This window comes from Rhizobium sp. S96 (genome assembly GCF_030382195.1).
In the GTDB taxonomy this organism is placed as follows: domain Bacteria; phylum Pseudomonadota; class Alphaproteobacteria; order Rhizobiales; family Rhizobiaceae; genus Rhizobium.
On the sequence record NZ_JAUDRY010000004.1, the window covers coordinates 383,541 to 404,340 of the forward strand.

The window sequence follows — 20,800 nt, forward strand, 5'->3', positions numbered from 1 at the left end:
CGAGCGATGAAAAATTCGTAATGTGCGAAATCGCTCGCAAAAATTGTTTCAGCGCCGTTCGCAATCCCGGCGTCTCGACTAAGTCGCCGCGACCCGCTAAGCGTCTTGCCCTGACGCAAGCGAGGAGCGATCAATGACCCATGCTGTTCCGGCAGATGATTTTGCGCCCGACGTGGCAGCAATCGCCGCCGTGATCGTGGGCGTCACTGCCTTTGCCGTCGCGCAAGGACTGACCTACCCGTTGATTTCTCTTGTTCTCGAGCACCGCGGCGTCTCTCAGAGCCTAATCGGCTTCAACGCCGGCTGTTTTGCGGGCGGTCTGGCAACCGCGACATTCGCGGTCGGATGGCTTTCGCGGCTGGTGCGGGGAGATCGCCTGATCGTTGCAGGCCTGATCGGCTGTGCGCTCAGCCTTTCGCTGTTTGCGACCTTCGACAGTTTCTGGGTCTGGTGTCTCGCTCGCTTCTCGCTGGGTGTCTGCGTCAGCATCATCTTCATGCTGAGCGAAGCCTGGCTCAACACGGCCTGCCCCGATCGTCTGCGCGGGCGAATGTCCGGCCTCTACGGCGCCGGCATGTGCGGTGGCTTTGCCGCCGGCCCCCTCGCGATCCCGCTCTTCGGAACAGAGAACGGTTTTGCGTTCGCGCTGCTTGCCGTCTACGTGGCTTGCGTCGCGTTCCTGACGGTCATCCTCAGCAGAAGGGCGAGGACCCAACCGGAGCAGGCCGCCTCCGGAGCGCTTTTCAAGTTTGCCAAAAGCGCTCCGATGCTGATCGTCATGGTCGCCGCTTTTGCCTTTGCCGATATCGCCGCAATTTCGGCAATGCCGGTCTACTTCGTGCGGCTTGGGTATTCAGAGGCCTTCGCGGCAATCAGCGTGTCCGTCTTGGCTTTGCCGACGGCGCTTGCTCAACCGCTCGTCGGCTGGTTCCTCGACAAGACGTCGCGATCGGGCGTTGCCGTCTGCTCGGGTTGCCTAGCCGGATTGAGCTTTATCGCCATTCCGTTTCTTCAATCGCAGGCAGCAATCCTGATTGCCTTCGGCATCATGGGTGCGGCGAGCTTTTCGCTCTATACCTGCGCTCTCACGCTGCTTGGTGAACGGTATAACGGCGATACGCTTGTCGCTGGAAGTGCGGCGTTCGCGCTCGCCTATGCGGTCAGCAGCGCGGCCGGCTCATCAACAGTCGGGGCCGTAATGGATATCTACTCCCCGTCCGCAGGCCCGATAGCTGCGGGCAGCGTCGTGCTGGCGCTGACAGCCGTGATTGTTGCGGCCCTGCTGCGCCAGCGTCTGCGCCGGGCCGAGATCACTTCCTGAGCAATTCGGTCAGGCGTGCCTGTTCTTCAGCGGTCAATGCAGACCCGGTCGGCTTTCCCGCGCGTCGCCGCGCAAACACTGCCAGCGCGATGCCGCCCACGACAAACAGCAGAAGCGGCGCGCCCCAAAGCAGCATCGTCTTCATTTCGAAGCGCGGCTTGAGCAGAACGAACTCGCCATAGCGGGAGACGATATAATCCATCACCTGCGTATCGCTGTCACCGTCGTTGAGGCGTTTGCGAACCAGCAGGCGCAGATCCTTGGCCAGTTCGGCATTGGAATCATCGATGGACTGATTCTGGCAGACCATGCAGCGCAACTCTGCTGAGATGGCACGTGCACGGGCTTCGAGCGCTGGATCGGCAAGCACCTCATCAGGGTTGACCGCAAACGCCGGAGCGGCAGCAAACAGGATCGCCAGCACCATGATGAAGCGTCGGATCATTCGGCCGGCTCCATGGCGGGAGCCGCTGGTTTCGCCTTGCGCCGCGGGGCGCCCACCCGCAATCGGCGGTCGCTAAGCGAGACGAAGCCGCCGATCGCCATGATCACGGCTCCGCCCCATACGCACAGGATGAAGGGCTTCCACCAGATACGCACGACGATGCCGCCATCGTTGGTCGCGTCGCCAAGGGAGACATAGAGTTGGCTAAGACCGAAGCTGAGTATGCCCGCTTCGGTCGTCGGCATCTGGCGTGCGGTGTAAAGGCGTTTGGACGACCATACGTCCGCCACTTCCACGCCGCCACGGGCGACGCTGAAATGGCCGCGCTCCTCAGTATAGTTCGGGCCGGCCGCGGCCTGCATGCCGTCGAAGCGCAGGGTGTACCCGCCTGCCTCGACGACCTCGTCCTTTTTCATCTGAACGACATACTCGGTCTCGAACGTCGTAACGGCGACGATGCCAAGAACCGCTACACCGAGGCCAGCGTGCGCAAGCGCTGTTCCGAAGGCGGAGCGCGGCAGCCCGGCAAAACGCCTCCAGGCAACGCTGGCGGCAACCTTACCGACGCCGGAACGGTACCAGAGATCAGCGATCGCACCGAAGATGAGGAAGAGCCCAGCGGCAAGACCGAGAACGGAAAGCACCGGCCCACCGTGTTCGACATAGAAGAAGGCTATCGCCACGGCGAAGGCCAGCGCGGCGACCACGTAAAGCCGCTGCAATGCTCCCAGCAAATCACCGCGCTTCCAGGCCAGGAGTGGTCCGAAGGGAACGATCACCAGCAAGGGCGCCATCAAGAGGCCGAACGTCATGTTGAAGAAGGGTGGACCGACCGAGATCTTGTCGCCCGTGAGGGTCTCGAGCAGCAGCGGGTAAAGCGTGCCGGTCAGCACGGTGCCGCACGCCACCGTCAGGATGAGATTGTTCACGACCAGGGCACCCTCGCGCGAGATCGGCGCGAACAGACCGCCGGCGGTCAGCAGAGGCGCGCGGAATGCGAAGAGCGACAATGCACCGCCGATGAAAATCAGCAGGATGCACAGGATGAAGACACCGCGCGAAGGATCACTGGCAAAGGCATGGACCGATGTCAGGACGCCCGACCGAACGAGAAACGTCCCAAGCAGCGACAGCGAGAAGGTCAGGATAGCGAGCAGCACGGTCCAGATCTTCAGCGCCTCGCGCTTTTCCATGACCAGGGCGGAATGCAGAAGCGCCGTACCGGCGAGCCACGGCATGAAGGACGCGTTTTCCACCGGATCCCAGAACCACCAGCCACCCCAGCCGAGTTCGTAGTAGGCCCAATAGGAGCCCATGGCGATGCCAAGCGTCAGGAAGGTCCATGCGGCGAGCGTCCACGGCCGCACCCAGCGCGCCCAGGCGGCATCGATGCGCCCTTCAAGAAGGGCAGCGACGGCGAAGGAAAAGCAGACGGAGAAGCCGACATAGCCGAGATAGAGCAAGGGCGGATGGATCGCCAGGCCGATATCCTGCAGCACCGGATTGAGATCCTTGCCCTCGGCCGGCGCCGGATCAAGGCGCGTGAACGGATTGGACGTCAACAAGATGAAGAGGATGAACGCGACCGAAATCCAAGCCTGCACGGCAAGCACGTTCGCCTTCAACGTATCGGGAAGGTTGCGGCCAAAAGCGGCGACAAGGGCGCTGAACAAAGCCAGGATCAGCAGCCACAGCATCATGGAGCCTTCATGGTTGCCCCACACACCGGAGTATTTGTAGATCAGCGGCACCAGCGAGTGCGAGTTTTCCCAGACGTTCTCGACTGAAAAATCCGAAACCACGTGCGCATAGGTAAGCACGCCGAACGAGAACGCGACCAGCCCGAAGAGCGCAATCGAACCGACCGGCGCGACGTCCATCATCGCCTGATCAAGCCGCCTCGCCCCGATCAACGGCACAAGGGAGACGACGAGCGCTGTCGCCAGCGCCAGAATGAGTGCGTAGTGCCCGATCTCGATGATCATTGCGCCGCCTCTCCTTCTTTCCACAGCCCCTGCGACTTCAGGCGGTCGGCAACCTCCTTGGGCATATACTTCTCGTCATGCTTGGCAAGAACGGTATCGGCGGTGAAGACATCGCTTCCCGTCTCGAAACGCCCCTCGGTGACGACCCCCTGCCCCTCGCGAAAGAGGTCAGGCAATATCCCCGTATAGCGAACGCGGATCTGGTCACCGCTGGGGTCGGTCACCGCAAACTGCACCGTCGAGCCGACGCCGCGCACGATGCTGCCATCGCCGACAAGACCACCGAGGCGGATGCGCGTTCCTGGGGGCACTGGGTTCTTGGCGAGATCGGCCGGCATGTAGAAATAGGCCACGGACTGGCTGAAGGCGAACATGACGAGCAGGACGGCCGCGAGAATGAAGGTCATCCCGCCGCCAATTACCGCAAGGCGCTTCTGCTTGCGCGTCATTCCGTCAATCCTTCCGTTGCGATACCAAGTTCACGCGCCAGCGCGAGAAGCTGCATTCCCTTGTCGCTCTTGGCGGGGAACACCGCGAGCCCGCGCTTGAGGGCACCAACGGCATGATCCTTGTCGTTCAATACGGCATAGGAGCGGACCAGCCGCAACCATCCTTCGAGGTCATCCGGATTTTCGGCGAGCTTTGCGTCCAGGCTTTCGACCATGCCCTTGATCATTTGCTGCTGATCGCCGGCAGTCATCTGTTCGGCGGCGGCGACATCGGCCTGTGTCGGACCGGCCGGCGCCGACGCTGTTGCCGGCGTTCCGCCGTTCTTGGCGATGTGCTCGTTGACCAGCGGCATCCACGGCGCATCGGCGGGCGATTGCTTGGCGAGCGCCTGAAAGCCGCTGAGAGCTTCGCTCGCCTTGCCCGCCTGTTCCATGCCGAGGGCAAGGTAGAACCGCGCGCGCGGATTGTCCTGCTCCAGCTGTAGCGATTGTTCGAGCACCTGACGCGCATCGTCGGTCACGACACCGCCTGATTTCGCCATGAGCGTTTCGGCAAGGCCGTCGAGCCGCACGGCGCTCGGACCAAGCAGGCGGATGGCGTTGCGGTAGGCCGCCTCGGCATCGTCGACACGCATCGTGCTGAAATAGATCGGCGCCAGGACGTCCCAGCCCTTGCCGTCGTCGGGATTTTGCGCGAGGTGGCGCTCCGCCTTGGCGACCAGCACGGCCATGTCATTGCCGGGATTTGCAAGACGTGCCTCCAGCGGCTGCGACGGTAAATCAGGCCGCCCCATCGCCACGTAAAGACAGAGCCCCATTGCGGGTAGCAAGAGGAGGACGAAAGCCTCGGCCAGGCGATGACGCCCACTTTTCCGGCCGGAAACCGTCGCAGGAGTGTTCGAGACGGCGATCAACCGCCGGCCGACTTCCGCCCGCGCATACTCGGCTTCGTCAGCAGAAATCAGGCCGCCGGCAAGGTCGCGCTCGAGCTCGCGGAGCTGGTCGCGATAGACCGCGGCTTCGCCAGCCCGGCTATCGTCAGCCGCCTTTGCTCCACGCAAAAGCGGATAAAGCAGGATAGCGGCAACAACCGCCGTCATAACGGCCACAAGAATCCAGAAAATCATAGCCGCCAAATACTCGAAGCGCGGCTTCTTTCCAACAAGCAAAGCCGTGATGAACGAGATTTGAGGCGTTTGGCCGCAATCAGGCCAATCTCAGCTAGCCGAGCGGCGACCAGCTGCCGTTATCATTGCGACAGGCCGAACCGCGGGCAACGGTTTCCTTGCCTTCGACCGTCACCGTATGAGTGTACTGGCGGCAGTTCTGCGAGCCGACCTGATAGGGAGCGGCGGCAATGACCTTGCCGCTGACATTGCGTCCGCTCCAGACGACCGGCTGGCCGACGGCCGCACCTTCCAAGGCACGATATTCCGCTTCAAGCGCACGCTGGCGATCACTGTCGCTCAACGTTATGCCCGTGCGACCGACGATACCGCCCTGAAGGGCAGCAATGAAGGACGCGGATGCAGACGGCTTGCTGCTTCCGAAAAGGCCGCCGGAGCCACCACTCTTCGTTGTCTGGCAGCCAGACAAGGCCACAGCGGCCGCCAACGAGGAAACAATCATGCCTTTCGAACGGAACATCATTCAGGGGAACCCGACTCAGCTGTCAAATACGCTGCCACAGGCGCATCGCGCCATGTCGGCATTAAGGCAAAGCATGCTATGCAAATGCCTATGTCTTTCTGGCATCAAGCAGTTCGTCACGCAACATCCTTTGTGACACCAGGCAAAATAAGGCGTGCCTTAAGTCCACCCCAGTCACCGCGAGACAGCTCGAGCCGCCCTTGGTATTCATTGGCGATCTCCGTCACGATCGACAGACCGAGACCCGTGCCCGGCTTGCTTTCGTCAAGCCGCCGCCCGCGCTTCAGCGCTTCCCGAATCTGATCAGGCTCGAGGCCGCTTCCGTCATCCTCGACGATCAATTCGACCCAGTGACGACGCGCGCTGGCCTCGCTTCCCTTGATGTCGTCAGGCGCCTCCGTGACCGACAGGCGGACCTTGGTTGCTGCAAAGCGTGCCGCATTTTCCAGGAGATTGCCGACAATTTCCTCGAGATCCTGCTGTTCCATCGCGACGGCCAGATGCGGCGGCGCGACGGAAAGCTCAAATTCCTTGTCGACGTTCAGGCGACGCATGACGCGGACCAGGCGCTCCATCGCCGGCTCGGCATCTGTGCGGGCGAGAACGGATTCCCGCTGCGCGGCGATGCGGGCACGGTTGAGATAGGACTGGACCTGCCCCTGCATCGCTTCAGCCTGGCTGCGCACGAGATCCCCATGTGATCGCTCGAGCACGCGCGCTTCGTTGAGCAGCACGGCAATCGGGGTCTTGAGAGAATGGGCGAGATTGCCGACCTGCATGCGGGCGCGCTCGACGATACGCCTGTTGCTGTCGATCAACGCATTCACTTCGTTGGCGAGCGGCAAGATCTCGCGAGGGAAGTCCCCCTTCAGCTGCTCGCTCTCGCCCGCGCGGATCCGCTCAAGCGCGGCGCGTGCCTTGTCGAGCGGCTTGAGACCATAAAGAATGGCCAACGCATTGACGATAAGGCTGCCAACACCGAAGCCGGCGAGCGCGAGATAGAGGCTGTGGGAGAAATTGCGGACGTCGTCTTCCACGACATCGACATTGCCCGTCACGCGAAAACGCGCCGCGCGTCCGTCCGTGTCGAGAACGACTTCGGTTTCGGCGACCTGGATCCGGTTTCCCGAGGCATCGGTCACCTGGTAATAGCGCTCGTAATTCTTGTCGAAGGGCGCTTCGAGCACCGATGGAACCGGGATCGTCGCCGATCCGAGAGAAGGCGATACCAGCGGCGGCGCCGTGTAGGTGCCGAGCGGTTCCACCACCCAGTACCAGCCGGTCTTCGGCTGCGCGAAGCGCAGGTCGCCAAGCTGCGGACTGCCGCTCAGTGCTCCCTGATCGCCGATCGCCACGGAGTTGATGACGTTATAGAGCTGGGCTCGCAGCAGATCCTGAAAGCCGCGCTCGGCGCTCTTGCGATAGAGCGTCGAGATCAGGAGACCGATGACAACCAGCGCAACGGTCGACCAGATCGTGGTCAACAGCAGAACGCGTGCGGTGAGCGACTTAATTCGCATTGCTCGGCGCTTGAATGCGGTAACCGAGACCGCGCACCGTTTCAATCAGATCAACGCCCATCTTCTTGCGCAAGCGACCGACAAAAACCTCGATCGTATTAGAATCGCGGTCGAAGTCCTGATCATACATGTGCTCGACGAGTTCGGTACGAGACACGACCTCACCCATGTGATGCATCAGATAGGCCAGCAGGCGGTATTCGTGCGACGTCAGTTTCAGCGTCACGCCATTGACGACGGCCTTCGAGGTCTTGGTATCGAGACGCACTGGACCGCAGACGATTTCGGAAGAGGAATGGCCTGCCGCGCGGCGGATCAAGGCGCGGATACGGGCAAGGACTTCTTCCACATGGAAGGGCTTGGTGACGTAGTCGTCGGCGCCAGCATCGATGCCGGCAACCTTGTCGCTCCACCGGTCGCGCGCCGTTAGGATCAGCACCGGCACGCCGCGACCAGCGCCACGCCACTTCTCGAGCACCGTCACGCCATCCATCTCAGGAAGACCGATATCGAGGATGATCGCGTCGTAAGGCTCGGTATCGCCGAGGAAATGCCCTTCCTCACCGTCGAATGCCTGATCCACGACATAGCCGGCCTCTTTCAGAGTGTCGCTCAGCTGTCGGTTCAGATTGACGTCGTCTTCGACTACCAGAATTCGCATCGGTCGGCTTTACCCCGCTTGATCTCTTCGATGTCTCATAGGCCGATTCTGCCTACATCGGAACCTTGACGGTTACCTTGCGCGGACGCTGACCGTTGCCCTGGACCAGAACCGTGATGATGCAACTGTCGCCGGAGGGTTGGACGGAGAGCAATTGACCGCCGGTCTTCTCCACAACCTGCTGGGCGGCCGCGCTGCAATCGCCTGCTACGCGCACTATAAAGTTGCGCGAATTATCCGGTGAGGGCGACGATACCGCCAGCCCGGCGGCTAACGCTGCGACGCTCAGAGGAGAGGCCATGTGCTATGCTTTCAATGGATACCAACTTGGCCCGACTATGTACTCAAGCGACCTGAATGGCAAATGAATGCACTGTAACGTCGAGTGTTTAGAACTGTTTGAGACTAGGAACAGGCGGGGCCAAACCACGTAGAATCCAGCGAAAGGTGGTGGGTATCCACCCCTCGCCGGCATTGCTTCTCATGACGCGGATTTGATCGCGGACTTCGCGGTGACGCGACCGTAGACGGCCAACAGACCGCCGAACGCGCCGGCAATATTGACGATCGAGTCGACGATCTGGCTGCGATCGGCAGCGGCAATATCCACACCCGTAAAGTGCATCAAGGATGCGACAACAGAGATCAGCGCACCCCAGATCGTCTTGGAGGTGTACCAGAATTTCAATTCGCTCATCATCTTTCTCCTTTCAACAAAAGTCACAGCACAAAGGCGCGCATCGCGGGCAATCCGAGAGGAACGCGTGCCCCCATCTGGCGGATTCTCACGGTCAGGCTCGTCTGCGGTGCGCCAAAGTCCGCAGTCTCGTCAGCCAGCGAATAGGTCCATTCGGGCGTATCGACCTCGACAGTTCTCAAAACGGCCTCTTCCCGCAGCATCTCGAGGCGATAGCGTTCAAATGGTTCGTCGAGCGAGATATCGGCGCCGATCCAGTTGTCGGCGTTCTCCCGCCCCCTGCGGATCCAGGAGACGACGGCCTCTCCGGCGCTGTTGCGCGCGCAGCGCAAATGGACGGGCGCCAGTGGCGTCCGTGCGCGCAATCCTCCTTCGAAGACGAAGGGGCCGGCCTTTTCAACGGACCCCGCAGCCTCGGCAATCCAGTTCAAGCGCAGTCCCATTTCATCGCTGCCGAGGCCCAGCGGCTTGACTGCCTGATCGAGCAGCACGGCAGGCGAACCCGCGGCTGCGCCTGACATCATCGCGTCATCGGTCCCGGCGAGCGCCCGGAGCAGGCCGCTCAAGCGCCAGCGGCCGCTCTCGATCTCGTCGGCCTGCTGGAAGGACAGAATCTCCCACGCACCGTTTGTTGCCAGGACCGCCATGAGGTTACCGCCGTTCAGGACGGATACGGCAGGCAAAGAGGAAAACTCGCCTGTAGGGAGATCAACGACCAACGGCTGGGACCAGTCGAAACGGCCGCTGACCCCACTGCCCAGTTCAACAGCCAGTGTTCCAATCGTGGCCGGGCGATCAAGCAACACCCTGCCCTGATACCCCTCCTTTGTCGCGGACGACGACAGCCCGACTGTGCGCCAGGGCCGCGAGAAGACGGCCCCTTGCGCAAAAGATGCGGCGTCACCGCTATCGATGCACGGCAGATCCATGAGGCAGACGACCGGGTCGAAAAGGTTCGATGGCTCGGTGCCAACCTCGCGCCCATCCAGCGATGAGGGCAGGCTCCCGCCACGCGATGGCGCGAACTCGCGTGCTTCGATGCGGCGCGCCTCGCTTTCCTCGATCCGTGCGACGAGGAAACGACCGGCCGGGCCGCCGGGCAGAGTTACCACGTCGCCGGGCTGGATCTGCAGCTCGCCGGGCGATATCGAGAAGCGAACCGAGCGGCGGGAAATCCTGTTGTCGCGCAACAGCGCCTCGGCTGCGGCCAGTACCGTCTCTTCTGCGACAACCGCTGCCAGATCCTGCTTGATGACCCGGCTCGTCGTTTGCGCAGCACGGTGTGAGCGCACGCTGGCCTGTTCGAAATCGAGTTCGGGATTGTAGAAAGTCAGTACCGCTTCCGCGGCAAAGTCGCTGTCATGGCCGCGCGTCTCCTGCCAGAGTTGTTCATCCTCACGATCGACGAGCGTCTCGATCGGCAAGGCCGGAAGGCTTGCCCGCGCACGCGAACGAAACCGCAAGCGTCCCGCATCCTCGAAAACATCGATCTGGAATGCCTGGAGCAAGGGCTCGATCAGGCTGCGTGCCGAGGCGAGATCGCCCTGGACATAGCCTGTCAGATCACCGCTCACTTCCGAAACGTCGAAATCGGCAAAGCCGTGGTCGTCCAGCATCGCGGCAATCACGTCGGCAAGCGTCCCTCCGCCGATCCGGCCATTGAGCCAGTGACCGGTGCGCCAGTTCGCGCCGTCGCTCCAGACAGTCGTATTTTGCGGAAAGGCCGGATAGGGTCGCGCATCCCAGGACCAGATGAAGAGGTGCGCGGGATCGACCATTCCAGGCGCGGCGCCACCGCTCCACCAATCGTGATGCGCCTCGAGAAACCGACGCTGCATGCTGTCGGAGCGCATTCCGCTGGAGAAATAAGGAGCGGCACTTTCCGCGGATTTCGGATCGGCGAATACGTTCGGCTGATTGGCTCCCTTGTCGATTGCGCCGCAGCCAAGCTCCGTGAACCAGATCGGCTTGCTGGCCGGGATCCACGGCGTCGGAGATGCACGCTCCACGCCGCCAAGCCGCTCGTAATGCGAATTGCTCCACCAGCCGGCAATGTCCTTGTAGCGATAGACCCAGTGCTTGCCCGCGGAGCCATCGACAATCGCGGTCCGCACGCGCGCCCGGCGGTCGGCTTCTGTCGCATAATACCAATCGAAGCCTTCGCCGGAGCCGATGCCGGCCATCAGGGCCTGGCGATCGTCCGCGAGGCGGAAGCCGTCGGGGTTGGCATTGGCAAGATCATCGTCGAGCCAGTCGGCCAGCGGCATGTAATTGTCGATACCGATCGCGTCGATTGCCGGCGATGCCCAGAGCGGATCGAGATTGAAATAGACATCACCGCTGCCGTCCGCCGGATGATAGCCGAAATATTCGCTCCAATCCGCGCCATAGGTCAGCTTTGCAGCCGGCAGTAGGGTCTTCACGTCGGCGGCCAGCGAGGCAAGGGTTTCGACGAAGGGGAAGGCACCACTATCGTCCCGGACCTGGGTCAACCCGCGCAGCTCGGAACCGACGATGAACCCGCTGACACCACCGGCCGCCTTCGCAAGCTGTGCATAGTGCAGGATGAAGCGCCGATAGCTTTCCTCATCGCCGTCATAGACGACCCGGTGCCCCGATACCGAAAAGTGGCCGGGACGCGCGGCACCGGCAAACGCGCGCAGCTGACTGCGGCCCTGCGCCGTACGGTCTGCCGTATCGACCTGGCCGATGGCAGGATGACAGGTGATCCGCCCGCGCCAGGGATAGGCCGCTTGCGCATCGTCGCCATAGGGATCAGGCAAGCTGTTGCCGGCGGGTATATCCATCATCAGGAACGGATAGAGATAGACCTTGAGCCCGCGCGCTTTGAGATCGGCAATGGCCGACACCACACTCTCATCATCCGGCGTGCCGCCGAACGCCGGGCCGCCATTGTTCCGGCTGACGACATATGCGTCGCCACGTTCGACACCCGATACGGACCAATCCCTGCTTTCGTTGCGGCGAGCGACCTCGACGCCCGGCACGACGCGGCACTCGCCGGCGCGCAGGTCGGTTCCGAACCAGGTGACGACAAGCGCGACGCGCTCCAGATTCGGGCAGAGGGCAGTCAACTCGTCGATGGAGACGTCCCAATCCGTCGTCCCCTGCAGTGTGTTCCGGTTGAGAAGACGGGCGCTGCCGGCACCGGTCTTTTCAGAGACGGCGGTCGTGCGGTAGCCATGTTCGGTCGCGCCCGGGATGACGCAGACCGCCTTGATCTTGTTTTCCAGGGCGCCGATTGCACGAACCACTTCGAACTGCAGCAGCGGGATGCGGTTGCCGTAGGTATCGAGCGGCAAGCGTTCGAACACGACATAGGCCAACCCGCGATAGGCAGGGGCGTTGCCTGTCCCCTGCTTCGCCTCTATCAGCGGATCGGGCTGCTGGTCGTCGCCACCGCGATAGAGCCGCATCTCGATCTTGGTGAGATCCAGCTCCTTGCCATCGGCCCACACCCGCCGCACGCGCGCCACCTGCCCTTCGCACAGACCGATCGCGAGATTGGCGAAGTAGCGGTAGGTTTCGACCCGCGTGCCACCCGTGGATTTGCCGCCCGTTCGTTCGGTCGTTAACTGCTCCTCGAACCGCGTGGCCCAGATCAGCGTGCCACCGATGCGGGCAGTGCCGTAGACACGGTTGATTGCCGTGCCGTCTTCGGCGCCGGGAATGCGTGCCGTCGACAGCCGCGAGCCGCGCACGGTGGTACTGCCGTTGATGAGGGCGTGGTCGACGACGCTGCCGGCCAGGGCACCGGCCGCGCGACCGATGATCGCGCCGACTGGACCGAAGACGCTGCCGAGCGCTGCACCGGCTGCCTGAAAGAGAAGTGTTGCCATCTATTTCTCCGGAAACCGAAACACAGCCGCGACACGACGCCGCCAGCTCGGCACGAGAGGCGAGGAGATTACCGCCGCCTGCTCGTAGGCGTGGATGAAGTGCCGTTCATCGGCCAGAATGCCGGCATGCTTGGCAGCCACATCGGGCCGCCAGCGGAAAAGCAGCAGATCGCCGGGCAGCGCTTCGGCAAGCGACAGCGACGTATCGAAATGACGGTACGCCGCGTTCATCAATCGATCTTCGCCGCTGCGTTCGGCCCAGTCAGGCGCGTAGGGGCGCGGCACTTCGGGCTCTTCGCCATAGAGCTCGCGCCAGATCCCGCGGATCAGCCCCAGGCAATCGCACCCCACCCCCTTGAGCGACGCCTGATGCCGGTAGGGCGTGCCAATCCAGCCTTCGGCACAGGCGAGCACGCGGTCTGCCGTCGTCATCATTTGAACAGCGCCTTCCCATCGTGAACGCTTTCGCCGTCGGCGTAGGTGTAGGCGAAATCGGCACCCGGCATGTGCGGGAAACCGCGAAAATTCAGGCGGTTGGAGAACTTGCTTCGGCAGATGGCGAAGGACTTGTCGCAGCCTGCCGTCAATACGAGGCGATCGCCGGAAGAAGGCGCGCGGTCAAGCGGCAGCCAGAGCGTGACCTCCATCAGGTCGCCAACCCACACATGCGCGTCGATATCGAAACGCTGTCCCTGGTTCTCGCCGTCGAAAAACGTGGCCGTTCCCAGCCGGAAGAAGCCGTCGTCGACAGACCTGACACCCGACAGAAGCAAGCGACTCGCATCCGGCACCGACACGACGACGCCATCCGCACGAAACTGCGGCAACGACAGATCCACGCCGCACCTGTTATCCCCGACCACAGCGTCGCAACGACGCCCATAGACGCGCCCCTGCGGCTCGTTCAGGCGGCTGGCGAAGCTGCGAAGCTCGGCATGGAAGCGGCCGGCGTCGCGGGTCACCTCACCGATTTCCTGCACCTTGAGCATCATGTGCTGTTCGGGCAGCGCCCAGTTGACGAGGAACACCTCGACACGGGCGCCGTCATAGCGTCCCCGCTCCAGATCGTCCTCGGTGATTGCCGCGCTGGAGAAGCCCCCGGAGACCTCGCTGGTCGCGGCCGGCAGGCCAACCTCTTCCTCCGCCGCGCTTGCGGAAAATCCGCTCGCAGCGAGAAAGATCGTGCCATCGAAGGCGATGTCGTTGTCGTGCTCCGTGAAGCCCAACACGACGCCATCGCGGCGGATCACCCGCCAGGCGTGGCAGACCGTCGTGGCGTCTCCATCCAGATGCGCTTTCAGCGCTGAGGGGATCGTTCTCATGGCGCGATCTCCGTCAGCGGTATGGTTGGAATCCGCCCGGCATTGAACGCGGACAGGTTGACCTCGATCCGGCCGGTGGCGAAACGAACGGGTACGTCGAACTCGAAGCCGGCCGTTATCGAAGAGCCCGGCGCAGGAACATGACCGGCGGCAAATGTGACGGTCCCTGTTGCCGTATCACAGTCGAAGGCCGCGCCGGGCACGGGTACCCCGTCCAGCGCAACGACGACCGAACCGTCCGCCGGTTTGGCGATCCGTCGGACGCTACCGCCCGCCGCGTCGCCATAGGTCTTGACGAGCGGGAATGTCACGGTGACCCCATCGCCTGTGCCCAACCGCTGGTCGCCCGGCGTTACCGGAATGCCGGGCCTGGACGATGACCAGTCGATTGGATCGCGGAACCGGAAGCCATAGAGCTCGCCGCTGCGCGCTTCGAAAAACTCCAGCACCTCGTAGAGATCCGCCACCGAGCGCAGGCCCGAGCCGGCGTCATAGCTTCGCCGCGCATCGCGCCATCGGCTGTTGCGGCTCTCTCTCCCATTGGACAGATTGACGATATCGGTGCGCCGCACCGGCCCGCCGCTGGTCGAAAGCGACAGGCGCAGCGGAAAGCGCACATCATGAAACCCGCTTGTCATGGCACCTCACAAGTTGCGCTGGCCGCGCATGGCGGTGCGCGCCAGCATCGAGGAAATCTGCGCCTCGCTTTTCTGGAAGCTCTGGGCGTCGGCGGCGGTGACATTGAAGATGATCTGCTGCGAGCCGCCGCCTGCGGCAGCAACGCCAAGCGAACCGTCGGCGCCACGCTTCAGCGGCAAGATCGCCTCGCTGCCCGCCTCCCCCATCAACCCCATGTCGCCGCCCATCGGGAAGTAGGTCGGCTGCGAGACCACGCCGCCATCGGCAAAGGGCAGAAGCTTGCCGAAACTGCCGAGCAGGCTCGAAGCACTCCCCGAGATCATCGTCTCCAGCGGCTTCAGACCTGCCGACAGCGCGATATCCGCCAGCCGGTTGCCGAGACTGCGCAGAATGTCGTCCAAGCTCTTGCTACCGTCGGCGGCGCTTCGAAGCGCGCTCGAAAGCGCTGCCCCGAACGAGCGTGAGCGCGTCTCCAGACCATCGAGAGCGCGTTGCAGCGTCTCCGCCTGCCCTGTTGCGGTGGTAAAATCCGTTTCTTCGCTGTCCATTGTCCTGCCTTCTTCTGGGTCGCTGCGGATCAATCCGGAAACCGGGCCATCAACCCCTCCAGATCGGCGCGGGATGTGCCGACGCCAGGCGGCACCAGCCCGCCTGCGGCTGCGTGGAATTCGAGAGGTGTCATTGCCCAGAACGCGACCGGGGGAAGCCGCAGCAAGCAGAGACCGACATGCAGCACCCGCGCCCAGGGGAAAGGCGCGGCACCACGTTCAGCCTCGATGCCGGCTGCGGCTAGAGGGGGCGCGAGGCGGTCTCCGCCTCCACGCCGACAAAGGTGGCAGTAAGCAGGCTGCCGACGATCGTGGCATAGCCGCCCAGGCCACCCTCGACATCGGCCTGCGCGACCTCGTCGTCGGAATAGAGATTGCCGCCACCGCGAAGGCCGGCGCCGATGATGCGGATCATGTCGGCGGCCCTCAGGCGACCATCGGCGAAGCGTTCCGCCAAACCCGTGAGACTGTCGACTGCAAAGGCCGTCTCGAGCTCGGCCAGAGCGCCAAGCGTCAGGCAGAGAATCCGCCGTTCACCATCGATCATCGCCTCGATCTCGCCGCGTCGCCGATTTGCACGTGCACCCGCCGCCCGCATCAAAGCGCCTCGAAGCTGATGGCGCCGGCCGATTCCAGCGCCATTTCGAACAGCACCTCGCCGTTGTGCTGGCCGGAATACTCAAGAGCGCTCGCCTGGAACGGCCCGCTGATATTGCCGAAGCCGGGAATGACGATCTGCCAGTTCAGGATCGACGCATTGAAAAAGGCGTTCCGTACCAGCGCATCGGAGGCGGCATCCTTGAAGATCCCGGCGCCAGAAACGGATGCACGCTGCACACCGGCGCCGCCCAGCAGTTCACGCCAGCGACCGACGCTGTCGGCATCGGTCACATCGACGGTTTCGGCATTGAAGGCGAGCCGTTTCGAGCGGAGGCCTGCCACCGTCTCGAAGGCTGTCCCGTTGAATATCTTGAGCAGCAGATCCTTGCCCTTTTGCGCAACCATCGCTTTGTCCCTTAAAACAAAAGGCGCCCCTGGGACGCCTGCCACTGTCATTTACTTGTCACTTTCAACCCGTCGGCCAAGCTGGTACGACCGGTTGAATTCCCGTCCGACGTCTCGATTCCCCAAGGCATCCGCCCGATGTCCCGATCATTCTCCCCACGTACAGCCCGCACCGTCGCCGTTCTTGCCGTCACACAGCTGATCGGCTGGGGCACCAGCTTCGACATGCTCGGCGTCATGGGCCGCGTCATCGCGCCGGACCTCGGGCTTGCAAACGAGATCGTCTTTGGCGGACTGACCGTCATGATGATCATCAGCGCGCTCATGGGCCCGACCACGGGCCGCTGGCTGGGGCGCTACGGGGCGGCGCGCGTGCTTGCCGCGGCGTCGCTGGTCTTTGCCGCCGGTCTCGCCCTCCTTGCAGCGGCCAATGGCATCGTTCTCTACGTGCTCGCCTGGATCCTCATAGGGGGTGGCGGGGCGCTCGGCCTGTCGGCGCCTGCCTATACCGCCGTGGTGGAACGCGAAGGGCCGAACAGCAAACGCGTGATCGCGATCCTGATGCTGTTCACCGGGCTTTCGAGCGCAATCTTCTGGCCTGTCCTCAGCCTCCTGAACGATGCCGTCGGCTGGCGATCTACCTTCCTGATCTGCGCGGCCCTGCAGTTCTGCATCTGCCTTCCACTGCACCTCTTCGCGCTGCCAGCGCCGATCGTCAGCCACACCGAGGGCGCTGCCGCGCATACGGCGCCACTGCCGCTCTCGCCGGCAAAGCAGCGCAAGGCGTTCCTGCTCATCGCGGCGGCGACGACGATCTCGACCTTCGTCACCTTCGGCGTCTCGCCATCGCTGCTCGAGATCTTTCGCCAGTCCGGCGCCTCGCCAGCGCTCGCTATCCAACTCGGTTCGGCGCGTGGTGTCATCGGCATTTCAGCCCGTTTCATGGACATGCTGCTCGGCAAACGAGGCAATCCGATCCTCAGCGCAGCCATGGGCGTCAGCCTCATGGTTCTGAGCTTTCTGATGATGATCGTTCTGCCGCCTTCGACGCCGCTGCTGGTCGCCTTCATCCTGCTCTACGGCTTCGGCTCCGGCGTCATGACCGTCGCCCGCGCATTGCTGCCGCTGGCGCTGTTCTCACCTCGCGACTATGGCCTGCAATCCGCCCGCCTCTCCCTGCCTCAGAATCTCGCCAATGCGGTCGCGCCCGTCGTCTTCACCGCGATCCTGGACCGCGCGGGCGCTGGCATGGCGATCGCCACCTGCGCTGTGCTGGCGGTTCTGTCGCTCGGGTTCGTGATGATGCTGATGGCCCTGGTGCGCGGCGTCACGCAGCCGGTTCCGTCACTGCCCTGAACCGCATCTCCGCTATATGCAGCCTGGTCTTCGGTTCACGCCGCGTGCGTGTTGCGAGATGCCGCACGCCGACCAAGTGATGGGTGGCGAGCCCAAGCGCGGCGTCCTGCAGCAAAGCATAGAGCCTCTCGACGATTGTCTGAACCTGCCTGCGCCCTGCGGCATCCGACCAGATTTCCAATGCCAGCAGATGCTCTTCGCCCTCCTCTGTCGAGGTCGAGTAGTCGTTGCTGGTCAGCTCGCCAACGACAATGCAGGGTAACTTCCTGCCCGCGACCAGCCGGTCGCGAATGGCATCCGGCCCGATCAGGTCCGTCAATTCGGCATCTTCGCTGAGCAGCGCATGGATCGCCGTCAGCAGTTCATTGGCAGCGCTCATCCGTCTCGACTCCCTTCGGGCCTGTCTTGCTCTCGCAACGGCGCATCAGCGCCAGCAATGCCGCCGCCAGGTCTTGGAGAGTGATCGCCAGCGACGCTCGCGGTTCCGTCATTGGCTCTCCTCCTCGCAGAGGCAGACGACGTAGTTGCCCCTCTCATCCGGGTCACGCCAGGCGCCGATCACGAAGACCCGCTCGCCCTTGCGCAGCCGCATGCCGGCCGTGATATCGCTTCGAAATCGGAGCCAGATGCGGTGGGTCAGGGTGAACACATCGGCGCTCGCCTGCTCCTGCCGGATCTCACTGACGGGCTCGATGCGCGCCCATAGCGACGCGACCGCGATGAAGGAGACTGTGGCGCCGCCCTGTCCGTCCGAGGTTGCCTCCGGCGCCTCCAGTTCGAGCCGCGCCGTCATCTGGCCGGGATCGAAAAACACCGAGCGCATCACAATCTCCGCATCACGAAGGGCGCGATCAGGCGATCATAGCCCGGCGGAATGTCCGCCGGCTGGTCTTCCGCCGAGATCGCGCCACGGAAGGAAAACATCTGGGCGATATGCATCAGCATGGCGCGCTTCAGCGTGTCGGGCACGTCGGCGCCACTCTCGCCGAAGCCCGCAATAAAGTCGATCTCCAGGCCGTTGATACCGCGCGTGCTGTCGGTCGCCTGGCTCAGCACCAGGCGAGCCGGCCGCGCACTGCCATCCAGGATGTGGCCGGTGAGCGGTAGTGTCACCTCGTCACCGGACGCATCATAAAGCGTCAGGCTTTCAATGGCTTGCACCGGGCCTCTGGCAATCTGAATCACACCGCCTTCAGGTATTGAATCAAGATAGAGGCGCCATGTCTGAGTGATGAGGCAGAGCCCGGTGGAGCGTTCGAGGTGCTCTCTGGCCGTAGCGATCAAGGCGGCCAGCAGCGGGTCTTCGTTGCCGTCGTCGAGCCGCAGATGCGCCTTGACATCGGCGAGCGTCAGCGCCTCCGCTGCGGGCGAAGTGATAGATGCATAGGTCATGTGGGTTCCCGGATTATATCGAAAGCAAAGAGGGTACGGCGCCCCGGTGGGAGGAAGACGCGGGGCGCCGCATGGGGCGACCAATCAGCTTGCGGCGAATTTCACCAGCTTGATCGCTTCGAAATTTTGCACCCCACCGCCGACGCGCTTGGTGGTGTAGAAGAGGACATAGGGCTTGGCGGAATAGGGATCGCGCAGCACGCGTACCCCGGTGCGATCAACGACGAGATAGCCGGCGCGGAAGTCGCCGAAGGCGATCGACAGCGCGTTGGCCGCGATATCGGGCATGTCCTCGGCCTCGACGACAGGGAAGCCGACCAGCGAGGCCGCCTCACCCGCCGTTGCCGGCGGCTGCCAGAGATAGCGACCGTCGCCGTCCTTCAGCTTGCGCACCTCGGCCTGGGTCTTGCGGTTCATCACGAAGTTGGCGTTCTGGCGATGGCCGGCCTTCAGTGAATAGATCGTGTCGATGAGCGTGTCGGATGCGGCAGACGCCTTAAAGGCACCGGCGGCACCGGTTGCGATGTAGCCGAGATTGCCCCAGCTCCAGGCACTGTCGGCTACTGCAGTATAGGCGAGGAAGCCTTTCGGCTTGTTGGTGCCGTCGCCGTTCACGAAGGCGGTCCCTTCCTGTTCGGCAAAGACGGTGTCGACCTCGCCCGAGATCCAGGCCTCGATATCGACCGCGGCATCGTCAAGCAGCGCCTGGGTGGCCGCCGGCATGGCATAAAGCTCCATGGTCGGGAAGGAGAGCTCGGCCAATTGGGCACTTGAAGTCTGTGGCCGGGCCGCCGTTTCCGCGACCCAGCCTGCTGCCATGCCGGCGACGGAGAACGGCTTCTTCAGCACCGAACCGGAGACCTGACGCACCGTTGCGAGCGAGCGGATCGGCGAAACGACGGAGAGCCGGCGGCCGATCTCGGTGTCCGTTTCCGGCGGCACGAGATAGCCGCCGTCGGCGCCTGACCCCGCTGACATCGCCTTCGCCTCGATCTCGCGCAATCCGGCCTCGTCGCCGCGGCGGATATATTGTTCGAAGGCAGCCTTGTGCTCCGTCGCTTCGATGCCAACCGTAGCCGATCGGCCAAGCGGCGGGCGCGCCTTTTTCAGCGCCAGTTGGTCGAGCACCTTCTTCTGCTCGTCGATGGCGCGGTTGATGCGATCCATCTTATCGCGGGTGACGACGTCGGAGGTCAGCTTCTGCTCGATCTCGCCGAGCCTGATATCGTTGGTTTCCTTGAAGGCTTCGAAGGCCTCCATGAATTCATCGAAGGCGGCGGCCATTTCCGGCGCCGCCTTGATCTCGGGTGCGGTCTTCACGGCGGTCTGCTTGTCGGTCATCTGTTCATCCTATCTGAAGGTTTCAGTCAGCATCATCCGGGCGGCCCGGCGCATGGCGCGGACAAGCTCGGTCTCCTTGTCGCGGAACCACCGCGCATTCTTGATGTTCTGCACGCGGGCCGAGGGCAGCATCGGGAAGGTCACGACGGAGATTTCCCAGAGATCGGCCTCGAGGATGCGGCGCACGCCCGACTTGGCGTCGGTTTTTGCCCGCACTGTCCGGAAACCGATCGACAACCCGTCGAGCGCGCCGTTCTTCAGCAACTGGTGCACCTCACGGGCGCGACTGACGCCCTCGGCAAGCACGCCCTCGACGTAGAGGCCGCGGCTGTCCTCGCGGATCGTCTTCCAGGCGCCGATCGGCTCGGACGGGTCGTGCTGGAAAAGCATCCGCACCCCGCCTGCCCCGCGCTCCGTCAGCGACTTTCTGAAGGCGCCGCGTTCGATCGCATCCTTGCCGAGATCGACTTCGCCGAAGACGCTGGCGTAGCCAGAAAAGCTGCCGTCGCGCCCCAATCCACGGAGCTCAAGATTGGCGAACTTGCGCGTATCCGCGCCCATGGGTGATCGCGCCAGCGCGCTGCTTGCGGTCATGATGCTCTCCTCGTT

The 20,800-nt window shown here is 63.2% G+C and carries 25 protein-coding genes; 2 read left to right on the top strand and 23 right to left on the bottom strand.

The window, feature by feature from the left end; genetic code table 11:
- Window positions 1-133: 133 nt before the first annotated feature.
- The gene (locus tag QTL94_RS06710) at window positions 134-1,321 is read left to right on the top strand and encodes an MFS transporter (RefSeq protein WP_289800991.1); all 1,188 of its coding nucleotides are present in this window, start codon (window positions 134-136) and stop codon (window positions 1,319-1,321) included.
- Here QTL94_RS06710 and QTL94_RS06715 read toward each other — a convergent pair.
- From QTL94_RS06715 to QTL94_RS06795, 17 genes are all read right to left on the bottom strand, one after another.
- Entirely contained in the window at window positions 1,311-1,766 is a 456-nt protein-coding gene (locus QTL94_RS06715; protein ID WP_289800992.1) for a cytochrome c-type biogenesis protein, read from the bottom strand. The genes QTL94_RS06710 and QTL94_RS06715 overlap by 11 nt on opposite strands.
- Window positions 1,763-3,751: a heme lyase CcmF/NrfE family subunit gene (locus QTL94_RS06720; protein WP_289800993.1), complete on the bottom strand. Its 1,989-nt coding sequence runs from the start codon at window positions 3,749-3,751 to the stop codon at window positions 1,763-1,765. Before QTL94_RS06720 ends, QTL94_RS06715 begins: the two co-directional genes overlap by 4 nt.
- Complete coding sequence (gene ccmE / locus QTL94_RS06725) at window positions 3,748-4,200, bottom strand: cytochrome c maturation protein CcmE (protein ID WP_113523969.1); 453 nt, start codon at window positions 4,198-4,200, stop codon at window positions 3,748-3,750. Before ccmE ends, QTL94_RS06720 begins: the two co-directional genes overlap by 4 nt.
- On the bottom strand, window positions 4,197-5,327 hold the full coding sequence (gene ccmI, locus QTL94_RS06730; RefSeq protein ID WP_289800994.1) for a c-type cytochrome biogenesis protein CcmI: 1,131 nt from the start codon (window positions 5,325-5,327) through the stop codon (window positions 4,197-4,199). The genes ccmE and ccmI overlap by 4 nt, the downstream gene beginning before the upstream one ends.
- Before the next feature lie 94 nt (window positions 5,328-5,421).
- On the bottom strand, window positions 5,422-5,850 hold the full coding sequence (locus QTL94_RS06735) for an RT0821/Lpp0805 family surface protein (RefSeq protein ID WP_065689924.1): 429 nt from the start codon (window positions 5,848-5,850) through the stop codon (window positions 5,422-5,424).
- Between the two features lie 116 nt (window positions 5,851-5,966).
- Complete coding sequence (locus tag QTL94_RS06740; RefSeq protein WP_289800995.1) at window positions 5,967-7,370, bottom strand: ATP-binding protein; 1,404 nt, start codon at window positions 7,368-7,370, stop codon at window positions 5,967-5,969.
- Window positions 7,360-8,031 (bottom strand): response regulator transcription factor, encoded by a 672-nt coding sequence (locus QTL94_RS06745; RefSeq protein ID WP_065689922.1) that lies wholly within the window; start codon window positions 8,029-8,031, stop codon window positions 7,360-7,362. The genes QTL94_RS06740 and QTL94_RS06745 overlap by 11 nt, the downstream gene beginning before the upstream one ends.
- Window positions 8,032-8,083: 52 nt before the next feature.
- Window positions 8,084-8,332, bottom strand: coding sequence for a hypothetical protein (locus QTL94_RS06750; protein ID WP_037062162.1), 249 nt, complete (start codon window positions 8,330-8,332; stop codon window positions 8,084-8,086).
- A 180-nt stretch (window positions 8,333-8,512) separates the two neighbouring features.
- Complete coding sequence (locus tag QTL94_RS06755) at window positions 8,513-8,728, bottom strand: hypothetical protein (RefSeq protein ID WP_065689920.1); 216 nt, start codon at window positions 8,726-8,728, stop codon at window positions 8,513-8,515.
- Window positions 8,729-8,751: 23 nt separating this feature from the next.
- Window positions 8,752-12,588 (bottom strand): baseplate multidomain protein megatron, encoded by a 3,837-nt coding sequence (locus tag QTL94_RS06760; RefSeq protein ID WP_289800996.1) that lies wholly within the window; start codon window positions 12,586-12,588, stop codon window positions 8,752-8,754.
- Complete coding sequence (locus tag QTL94_RS06765; protein ID WP_065689918.1) at window positions 12,589-13,023, bottom strand: NlpC/P60 family protein; 435 nt, start codon at window positions 13,021-13,023, stop codon at window positions 12,589-12,591.
- Window positions 13,020-13,910, bottom strand: coding sequence for a phage/gene transfer agent baseplate hub protein (locus QTL94_RS06770; protein WP_289800997.1), 891 nt, complete (start codon window positions 13,908-13,910; stop codon window positions 13,020-13,022). The genes QTL94_RS06765 and QTL94_RS06770 overlap by 4 nt, the downstream gene beginning before the upstream one ends.
- The gene (locus QTL94_RS06775; protein WP_065689916.1) at window positions 13,907-14,548 is read right to left on the bottom strand and encodes a DUF2460 domain-containing protein; all 642 of its coding nucleotides are present in this window, start codon (window positions 14,546-14,548) and stop codon (window positions 13,907-13,909) included. Before QTL94_RS06775 ends, QTL94_RS06770 begins: the two co-directional genes overlap by 4 nt.
- Before the next feature lie 6 nt (window positions 14,549-14,554).
- Window positions 14,555-15,097: a phage tail tape measure protein gene (locus QTL94_RS06780; protein WP_065689915.1), complete on the bottom strand. Its 543-nt coding sequence runs from the start codon at window positions 15,095-15,097 to the stop codon at window positions 14,555-14,557.
- Between the two features lie 29 nt (window positions 15,098-15,126).
- Window positions 15,127-15,327 (bottom strand): rcc01693 family protein, encoded by a 201-nt coding sequence (locus QTL94_RS06785; RefSeq protein WP_083199260.1) that lies wholly within the window; start codon window positions 15,325-15,327, stop codon window positions 15,127-15,129.
- A gap of 11 nt (window positions 15,328-15,338) precedes the next feature.
- The gene (locus QTL94_RS06790; protein ID WP_065689914.1) at window positions 15,339-15,695 is read right to left on the bottom strand and encodes a gene transfer agent family protein; all 357 of its coding nucleotides are present in this window, start codon (window positions 15,693-15,695) and stop codon (window positions 15,339-15,341) included.
- Window positions 15,695-16,102 carry a phage major tail protein, TP901-1 family gene (locus tag QTL94_RS06795; protein ID WP_065689913.1) on the bottom strand — a complete coding sequence of 136 codons (408 nt, stop codon included), beginning with the start codon at window positions 16,100-16,102 and terminating at the stop codon, window positions 15,695-15,697. Before QTL94_RS06795 ends, QTL94_RS06790 begins: the two co-directional genes overlap by 1 nt.
- Before the next feature lie 138 nt (window positions 16,103-16,240).
- Here QTL94_RS06795 and QTL94_RS06800 point away from each other — a divergent pair, with 138 nt between their 5' ends.
- On the top strand, window positions 16,241-17,458 hold the full coding sequence (locus QTL94_RS06800) for an MFS transporter (protein ID WP_289800998.1): 1,218 nt from the start codon (window positions 16,241-16,243) through the stop codon (window positions 17,456-17,458).
- Here QTL94_RS06800 and QTL94_RS06805 read toward each other — a convergent pair.
- From QTL94_RS06805 to QTL94_RS06830, 6 genes are all read right to left on the bottom strand, one after another.
- Window positions 17,430-17,837, bottom strand: coding sequence for a DUF3168 domain-containing protein (locus QTL94_RS06805; RefSeq protein ID WP_289800999.1), 408 nt, complete (start codon window positions 17,835-17,837; stop codon window positions 17,430-17,432). The two genes, QTL94_RS06800 and QTL94_RS06805, sit on opposite strands and share 29 nt — an antisense overlap.
- The gene (locus QTL94_RS06810) at window positions 17,821-17,949 is read right to left on the bottom strand and encodes a hypothetical protein (RefSeq protein ID WP_289801000.1); all 129 of its coding nucleotides are present in this window, start codon (window positions 17,947-17,949) and stop codon (window positions 17,821-17,823) included. Before QTL94_RS06810 ends, QTL94_RS06805 begins: the two co-directional genes overlap by 17 nt.
- Window positions 17,946-18,281: a phage head closure protein gene (locus QTL94_RS06815; RefSeq protein WP_289801001.1), complete on the bottom strand. Its 336-nt coding sequence runs from the start codon at window positions 18,279-18,281 to the stop codon at window positions 17,946-17,948. The genes QTL94_RS06810 and QTL94_RS06815 overlap by 4 nt, the downstream gene beginning before the upstream one ends.
- Window positions 18,281-18,850 carry a head-tail connector protein gene (locus tag QTL94_RS06820; protein WP_289801002.1) on the bottom strand — a complete coding sequence of 190 codons (570 nt, stop codon included), beginning with the start codon at window positions 18,848-18,850 and terminating at the stop codon, window positions 18,281-18,283. The genes QTL94_RS06815 and QTL94_RS06820 overlap by 1 nt, the downstream gene beginning before the upstream one ends.
- 84 nt (window positions 18,851-18,934) lie before the next feature.
- Window positions 18,935-20,191 carry a phage major capsid protein gene (locus QTL94_RS06825; RefSeq protein WP_289801003.1) on the bottom strand — a complete coding sequence of 419 codons (1,257 nt, stop codon included), beginning with the start codon at window positions 20,189-20,191 and terminating at the stop codon, window positions 18,935-18,937.
- A gap of 9 nt (window positions 20,192-20,200) precedes the next feature.
- A complete protein-coding gene (locus QTL94_RS06830) occupies window positions 20,201-20,785 on the bottom strand; it encodes an HK97 family phage prohead protease (RefSeq protein WP_065689907.1) in 585 nt (194 codons plus the stop codon).
- Window positions 20,786-20,800 lie beyond the last annotated feature (15 nt).

Excerpts from the sequence above, each read along its gene's own strand:
- QTL94_RS06810 (WP_289801000.1), bottom strand. The coding sequence starts at position 17,949 with ATGACGGAACCGCGAGCGTCGCTGGCGATCACTCTCCAAGACCTGGCG.
- QTL94_RS06750 (WP_037062162.1), bottom strand. The coding sequence starts at position 8,332 with ATGGCCTCTCCTCTGAGCGTCGCAGCGTTAGCCGCCGGGCTGGCGGTA.
- QTL94_RS06765 (WP_065689918.1), bottom strand. The coding sequence starts at position 13,023 with ATGATGACGACGGCAGACCGCGTGCTCGCCTGTGCCGAAGGCTGGATT.
- QTL94_RS06815 (WP_289801001.1), bottom strand. The coding sequence starts at position 18,281 with ATGCGCTCGGTGTTTTTCGATCCCGGCCAGATGACGGCGCGGCTCGAA.
- QTL94_RS06775 (WP_065689916.1), bottom strand. The coding sequence starts at position 14,548 with ATGACAAGCGGGTTTCATGATGTGCGCTTTCCGCTGCGCCTGTCGCTT.
- QTL94_RS06715 (WP_289800992.1), bottom strand. The coding sequence starts at position 1,766 with ATGATCCGACGCTTCATCATGGTGCTGGCGATCCTGTTTGCTGCCGCT.
- ccmI (WP_289800994.1), bottom strand. The coding sequence starts at position 5,327 with ATGATTTTCTGGATTCTTGTGGCCGTTATGACGGCGGTTGTTGCCGCT.
- QTL94_RS06820 (WP_289801002.1), bottom strand. The coding sequence starts at position 18,850 with ATGACCTATGCATCTATCACTTCGCCCGCAGCGGAGGCGCTGACGCTC.
- QTL94_RS06740 (WP_289800995.1), bottom strand. The coding sequence starts at position 7,370 with ATGCGAATTAAGTCGCTCACCGCACGCGTTCTGCTGTTGACCACGATC.
- QTL94_RS06710 (WP_289800991.1), top strand. The coding sequence starts at position 134 with ATGACCCATGCTGTTCCGGCAGATGATTTTGCGCCCGACGTGGCAGCA.
- QTL94_RS06790 (WP_065689914.1), bottom strand. The coding sequence starts at position 15,695 with ATGCGGGCGGCGGGTGCACGTGCAAATCGGCGACGCGGCGAGATCGAG.
- ccmE (WP_113523969.1), bottom strand. The coding sequence starts at position 4,200 with ATGACGCGCAAGCAGAAGCGCCTTGCGGTAATTGGCGGCGGGATGACC.
- QTL94_RS06805 (WP_289800999.1), bottom strand. The coding sequence starts at position 17,837 with ATGAGCGCTGCCAATGAACTGCTGACGGCGATCCATGCGCTGCTCAGC.
- QTL94_RS06800 (WP_289800998.1), top strand. The coding sequence starts at position 16,241 with ATGTCCCGATCATTCTCCCCACGTACAGCCCGCACCGTCGCCGTTCTT.
- QTL94_RS06825 (WP_289801003.1), bottom strand. The coding sequence starts at position 20,191 with ATGACCGACAAGCAGACCGCCGTGAAGACCGCACCCGAGATCAAGGCG.
- QTL94_RS06780 (WP_065689915.1), bottom strand. The coding sequence starts at position 15,097 with ATGGACAGCGAAGAAACGGATTTTACCACCGCAACAGGGCAGGCGGAG.
- QTL94_RS06720 (WP_289800993.1), bottom strand. The coding sequence starts at position 3,751 with ATGATCATCGAGATCGGGCACTACGCACTCATTCTGGCGCTGGCGACA.
- QTL94_RS06735 (WP_065689924.1), bottom strand. The coding sequence starts at position 5,850 with ATGATGTTCCGTTCGAAAGGCATGATTGTTTCCTCGTTGGCGGCCGCT.
- QTL94_RS06745 (WP_065689922.1), bottom strand. The coding sequence starts at position 8,031 with ATGCGAATTCTGGTAGTCGAAGACGACGTCAATCTGAACCGACAGCTG.
- QTL94_RS06755 (WP_065689920.1), bottom strand. The coding sequence starts at position 8,728 with ATGAGCGAATTGAAATTCTGGTACACCTCCAAGACGATCTGGGGTGCG.
- QTL94_RS06795 (WP_065689913.1), bottom strand. The coding sequence starts at position 16,102 with ATGGTTGCGCAAAAGGGCAAGGATCTGCTGCTCAAGATATTCAACGGG.
- QTL94_RS06830 (WP_065689907.1), bottom strand. The coding sequence starts at position 20,785 with ATGACCGCAAGCAGCGCGCTGGCGCGATCACCCATGGGCGCGGATACG.
- QTL94_RS06770 (WP_289800997.1), bottom strand. The coding sequence starts at position 13,910 with ATGAGAACGATCCCCTCAGCGCTGAAAGCGCATCTGGATGGAGACGCC.
- QTL94_RS06760 (WP_289800996.1), bottom strand. The coding sequence starts at position 12,588 with ATGGCAACACTTCTCTTTCAGGCAGCCGGTGCAGCGCTCGGCAGCGTC.